The sequence below is a fragment of the Mesorhizobium sp. M7A.F.Ca.US.014.04.1.1 genome (assembly GCF_003998745.1).
Lineage (GTDB): Bacteria > Pseudomonadota > Alphaproteobacteria > Rhizobiales > Rhizobiaceae > Mesorhizobium > Mesorhizobium ciceri.
Genome location: NZ_RZRW01000408.1, coordinates 1 through 5287 on the forward strand (window position 1 = coordinate 1; position 5287 = coordinate 5287).

Sequence of the window (5287 nt, forward strand, 5' to 3'; positions counted from 1 at the left end):
GCCTGGAAACACGTGAGGCTTGGAAACATCCGCTCGATATTGTGAGCGCGCAGCCGTCGGCAGCGCGCTCGACTCTTTGTTCGAACGATCGGGTCAATCGGAGCGACTATTCCAGAATAACGGTGGCCTCCACCTCGAAAAGCATGGGATCGATTGCAAGCTTGGGAACGGGAACCAGAGTCTGCGCCGGCAGCGCCTCGCCGAACATGTCCTTGACGTTCCTGGTCAACACCTCGAGCTTGGACATGTCGTGGTCGACCACGAAGACCGTGAGCTTCGCCACCTGATCCGGCTTGGCGCCGATGCCCTCAAGCGCAGCATGCAAATTTGCGTAGGCCTGCTTCACCTGGACGGCGAAATCCGGTGACAAGGTTCCTGTGCTGTCTTGGCCGCCCTGCCCGGAGATGTAGGCGATCCGAGCTCCGAGCGGTGCGATTACGGCGGTGCTGTAGCCATTCGGCGACGGGTCGTAGAGTGCCTGTGGATTGACAATAGTCAGCTTGAACTCGTTCGCCGGCGACGCAGTGGGGACTGCAATGGTCATGATGATTAGCCCTCCGATAAGCAGATGCTTGATTGCGCGTGACATGGTTTTTCGCTTGGCTCCGCAGCCTGCGAGCAACCTACCCTGGCGCCTGCAGATTGAACTTTAACCTAATCGCTACGTGAATCGTGCGATGTACGAGTCATCGTATGGTACGTCGTACGAGTCAATCGCTCAAGATCGACATTTGTCGCGTTGCCGGTCAAAATCGATGTTCTGAAAAAGCGAGGACGACGGATGGTAGCCAAACGCAGCGGCGCCCGGAGCAAAGGGGATCAACGGATAAGCGTGTCGCTCCAGCCCGTGCAGCAAGCGAGCACCGAGCCGCCGCTGTCTCGAGAGCGTATCGTGGCGACCGCGGTGGAACTGCTGGACGCCCAGGGCATAGACGGATTGACAATGCGTCGGCTGGCCGATCGCCTCGGCTCGGGTGTGATGAGTCTATATTGGCACGTCGACAACAAGGAGGATGTCTTTGATCTAGCAGTCGATTCGGTGCTCGAACATCGCGGATCGCCTGAAACAGGTGAGTCTCCGGACTGGCGCGGAGACGTCGTTCATATGCTCGAAGACTGGCGCGCCAGAATGTTGCGCCATCCTTGGTCGGCATCGCTGTTGCCGCGCCGGGCGCTCGGTCGGAACATTCTCGGTCGCCTGGAAATGCTGAGCAAGACCTTGTCCAGAGCCGGTGTTGCGGACGCGGATCTGAACGCCGCGATATGGTCGCTCTGGAACTATGTGATGGGCGCCACCCTCACCCGGGCAAGCTTCGATCTCTCGGAAGAAGACAGGGCAGCCGCACAGCAGCGTCTTACACATCTCAGCGAACACTACCCGACAATCGAACGCTCTCGTCTGCTGTTGGACAACGATTGGGATGGCGCCTTCCGAAGAGGCCTCGACTTCCTGCTCGACGGCCTCTCGCCAAGATAGAATTCCGGCGCTCCGCCCGGAGCAGACCGGATGGCGCTGCTTTGCGCACGCGACGCAAGAGCTTCCCAGTCCACATCATCACGTTTGGCTCGCCGCCAAGGCGGCGCAGGCAGCGGGCAAGCCCCAGATGCTCGATCCCATCGCGGCGGTGGCTGGTGCGGCTGCATTGCAGCTGAATTGTTGCAGTTGGCGATGTCGTCGCCACGCATTGCCAACCGCTGGTCGGAATCCTCTCTGCAGTCGATCTTTTGCGCAAAACCTTTTTGGCCGACATGCGTTGTTTTCTCTCCAAGCCAAGGAGACGATCATGCAGATGAAGTCGGAAATAGCCGGTGAAGCGGCCAAGCAGCGCCATATCCAACGTGGCATCGATGCCAAGGACAAATCGAAAGGCGATGGGAAGCTTCAAGGCGCCATGCAGGCTGGCGCCCGCGAATATCCCGAGCCCCCCTTCCCTGAGCAACATCAGCCCAAACCGGGACATGAATGGGCCATAGAGCCGGCGCCGCTGTACGATGCGCCTTACTATCTCGGATCGAAAAAACTCAACCAAAAGGTAGCGCTCATCACGGGCGGCGATTCGGGCATCGGCCGCTCGGTGGCGGTGTTGTTCGCCCGCGAGGGCGCCGACGTCGCGATCGTCTATCTGGCCGAGGACAAGGACGCTGAAGAGACCAAATCCGCGGTGGAAAAGGAGGGACGACGCTGCCTCCTGGTCAAGGCCGATGTCAGCGAACGCAGCCACTGCCACAAGGCGGTCATGGAGACCGTTGAAAAATTCGGCCGCATCGACGTGCTGGTCAACAATGCTGCGTTCCAGATCCATTCCAGCGACTTCGGCGAGCTCACCGAAGAACATTTCGACACGACGTTGAAGACCAATCTTTACGGCTATTTTCATATGGCGCAGGAAGCGGTGCCGCACATGAAACCCGGTTCGGCGATCATCAACACCGGTTCGGTAACCGGTATCGACGGTTCAAAACAGCTGGTCGACTATTCGATGACCAAGGGCGGCATTCATGCTTTCACGCGGGCCCTGTCGGGCAATCTCATCGGCAAGGGCATAAGGGTGAATGCGGTAGCACCGGGTCCGGTGTGGACGCCGCTCAATCCGTCGGACAAGGAAGCTGACGACGTCTCGAAATTCGGCGCCGACACGCCAATGAAACGACCAGCGCAACCGGAAGAGCTCGCGCCGGCCTATGTGTTCCTCGCTTCGCCGCATTGCTCGAGCTACATCACCGGCGAAATCTTGCCCGTCGTCGGAGGGTACTGAGGATGGCCGAAACGAAGTCCGCAACGAAGGAGTAGGATGGATGGGCCGTCTGCTTTTCATGGTGGCGTTCGCTTGTGTAGCGTATCGCATCTACACGGAAACCGCAGGGTCTGCTCGGCATGTGCCGCAGGATGACGGTGAGGCGCTGCGCAAGCAATCAGCGGCACTGGGCGTCGACCCGTCTCGCTGACGGGATGGAACCTACCGGCAATCCGGCCGGCCGAGTTACCAGCCGGCCGGATTGCAGCCTTATTCGGCTGCCTGCAGGTTGATCTTGCTTTCCGCCATTTCGGTGAGCTTGCGATCTGTCGCCTGTTCTTCCTTGAGATTCTTGGCCAGCACATTGGCGCAGTCGGTGCGGCCAAGCTGCTTGGCCCAGGCGATGAGCGTGCCGTAGCGCGTCATCTCGTAGTGTTCGACGGCCTGCGCCGAAGCAATCAGCGCCGCGTCGAGAACCTCCTTGTCATCGACGTCACCGCTCACATCGTCGGCCTCCTCGAGAATGCCGTCGATTGCCGGACAGTTGACCTCCTTGGCCTTGACGCCATGCAACTCAAACACCTGTTCGACGCGCTCGACATGGCCTCTCGTCTGATCGAGGTGCTTTTCAAATCCGGCTTTCAATTGCGGGTCGGTTGCCTTGTCGATCATCTTCGGCAGCGCTTTCTCGATCTGCTTTTCGGCGTAATAGATGTCGCGCAGCGTGTGCACGAAGAGATCGTCGAGTGTCTTTATGTCCTTCGAAAAGAAGCCCATGGCCTTACCTTTCATTGCGCTTGGTGTGGATTTCGGCGACGGGGTTTGCGCCGCCAACAAAGACCGGGACGGTTCCCGGCTTCTCTGGTCAACGTGCCGGCACCGAAGGAGTTCCTGATTTCCGAGGGCGGACCGTTCCCCCTTCTCCAAGACCTCGATCCGGTCGGCGGGGAGCCTTTGTCTCGATCACACGTTCTAGCCGCAGAGCAATCGGAACCGAGAAGGGTTGGCGGAATGTATTTCATTGCATTGGCGACTGACTATGACGGCACGCTGGCTCATGATGGGGTCGTCGCCAAGAAAACGCTCACTGCGCTTGAGCGGTTCAAGAAAAGCGGCCGCAAGCTGGTTCTCGTCACCGGGCGTGAACTGCCCGATCTCAAGGGCGTCTTTCCCGAGCTTAGCCTCTTCGACAAGGTCGTCGCTGAGAATGGCGCGATGATCTACACGCCGGCCAGCGAGGAAGAGCGGGTGATCGCCCCGCCGCCCGAGCCCAAATTCGTCGCCAGGTTGAAGAGGCAGGGCGTCAAGCCGCTTTCGGTCGGACGATCGATCGTCGCGACCTGGGAACCGCATCAAGCGACCGTGCTTGAGGTCATCAAGAAGATGGGTCTCGAACTGGAAATCATCTTCAACAAGGGCGCGGTGATGATCCTGCCGAGCGGCATCAACAAAGCCACCGGGCTCGCCGCGGCCCTTCAGGACCTTCGACTTTCGCCGCACAACGTCGTCGGCGTCGGCGACGCCGAGAACGATCATGCGTTCCTGCAAGCCTGTGGCTGCAGCGTCGCCGTCGACAATGCAATTCCGGCGGTCAAGGATACAGCCAACCTGATCATGCCTGGCGCCCGAGGCAAAGGCGTGGAGCAACTGATCGCAAAGCTGATAAAGCGTGATCACGCGATAGTGCCGAAGCGCCATGACGGCATCGTTCTTGGATCATCTGGCGGCGATGATACCTACCTGTCGCCGAGCGACACGATCCTCATTGCCGGGAGTTCCGGTATCGGTAAATCCACCTTGGCCACCGCGCTGACCGAACGCTTCGTCGAAAGCGGCTTTCAGTTTTGTGTCTTCGATCCCGAAGGCGACTATGATGGCCTCGAAGGCGCCGTTCGCCTGGGAGACGGCTCAAGCGCGCCGACAAAGGCGCAAGTGCTCGATCTGATCGCCAAGGCCGACAGCAACATAGTCGTCAATGGACTGGCCCTGCGGGTCGACGAGAGGCCGGATTTCTTTGCCGACCTGCTGCCTGGCCTCAGCAGTTTCCGCCGGCGCACCGCGAGACCGCACTGGCTCGTGATCGATGAAGCGCATCATCTTCTGCCCAAGCGGCGCGACGATACGCGGGCGGTTCTGTCATTGGAATTGCCTGGCACAATCCTGATCACCGTTCACCCCGAGGCGATCTCGACAGACGCCTTGCGCCTGGTGACAGCCATCATTGCGCTTGGCCCCAAGGCAAAGGACGTCGTGAAGGTCTTCTGCCGTGAAACCGGCATTGAGCCGCCGAAGGTCATCCCCAGCCCGAAAGGTGCGCGCGTGCTGTTCTGGCGGCCGCAGGCAGGCAAAAAAGTCAAGACGGTCAAAGTGGTCGAACCACGTCAGTCACTCAAGCGGCACAGCCGGAAATATGCCGAAGGCCAGCTCGACGAAGCCGGCAGCTTCTATTTCCATGGCCCTGAGAATGCGATGAATCTCAGGGCTCACAATCTGATGATCTTCGCTCAGATCGCCGAGGGCATAGATGACAAGACCTGGGAGTTTCATTTGCG

The 5287-nt window shown here is 59.5% G+C and carries 6 protein-coding genes; 4 read left to right on the forward strand and 2 right to left on the reverse strand.

The window, feature by feature from the left end; all coding sequences use genetic code 11:
• Positions 1-106: 106 nt before the first annotated feature.
• The gene (locus tag EOA22_RS23505) at positions 107-589 is read right to left on the reverse strand and encodes a RidA family protein (RefSeq protein ID WP_027161647.1); all 483 of its coding nucleotides are present in this window, start codon (positions 587-589) and stop codon (positions 107-109) included.
• Between the two features lie 192 nt (positions 590-781).
• On the opposite strand from EOA22_RS23505, the gene EOA22_RS23510 reads away from it, so the two are divergent.
• The 3 genes from EOA22_RS23510 to EOA22_RS23520 all read left to right on the forward strand — a co-directional run bounded on the left by EOA22_RS23510 (position 782) and on the right by EOA22_RS23520 (position 2946).
• Positions 782-1477, forward strand: coding sequence for a TetR/AcrR family transcriptional regulator C-terminal domain-containing protein (locus EOA22_RS23510; protein ID WP_013531570.1), 696 nt, complete (start codon positions 782-784; stop codon positions 1475-1477).
• Between the two features lie 307 nt (positions 1478-1784).
• Positions 1785-2756: an SDR family oxidoreductase gene (locus EOA22_RS23515; protein WP_024505521.1), complete on the forward strand. Its 972-nt coding sequence runs from the start codon at positions 1785-1787 to the stop codon at positions 2754-2756.
• 40 nt (positions 2757-2796) lie between these two features.
• Complete coding sequence (locus EOA22_RS23520; RefSeq protein WP_013531568.1) at positions 2797-2946, forward strand: hypothetical protein; 150 nt, start codon at positions 2797-2799, stop codon at positions 2944-2946.
• A 59-nt stretch (positions 2947-3005) separates the two neighbouring features.
• On the opposite strand, the gene EOA22_RS23525 is transcribed toward EOA22_RS23520, so the two are convergent.
• The gene (locus EOA22_RS23525) at positions 3006-3512 is read right to left on the reverse strand and encodes a ferritin-like domain-containing protein (protein ID WP_013531567.1); all 507 of its coding nucleotides are present in this window, start codon (positions 3510-3512) and stop codon (positions 3006-3008) included.
• A 234-nt stretch (positions 3513-3746) separates the two neighbouring features.
• Here EOA22_RS23525 and EOA22_RS23530 point away from each other — a divergent pair.
• On the forward strand, positions 3747-5287 hold a 1541-nt coding region (locus tag EOA22_RS23530; protein ID WP_127390247.1), incomplete at its 3' end, for an HAD family hydrolase.

Bases quoted from the DNA above. Each gene is read 5' to 3' on its own strand.
- EOA22_RS23505 (WP_027161647.1), bottom strand. From the start codon at position 589: ATGTCACGCGCAATCAAGCATCTGCTTATCGGAGGGCTAATCATCATG.
- EOA22_RS23510 (WP_013531570.1), top strand. From the start codon at position 782: ATGGTAGCCAAACGCAGCGGCGCCCGGAGCAAAGGGGATCAACGGATA.
- EOA22_RS23515 (WP_024505521.1), top strand. From the start codon at position 1,785: ATGCAGATGAAGTCGGAAATAGCCGGTGAAGCGGCCAAGCAGCGCCAT.
- EOA22_RS23520 (WP_013531568.1), top strand. From the start codon at position 2,797: ATGGGCCGTCTGCTTTTCATGGTGGCGTTCGCTTGTGTAGCGTATCGC.
- EOA22_RS23525 (WP_013531567.1), bottom strand. From the start codon at position 3,512: ATGGGCTTCTTTTCGAAGGACATAAAGACACTCGACGATCTCTTCGTG.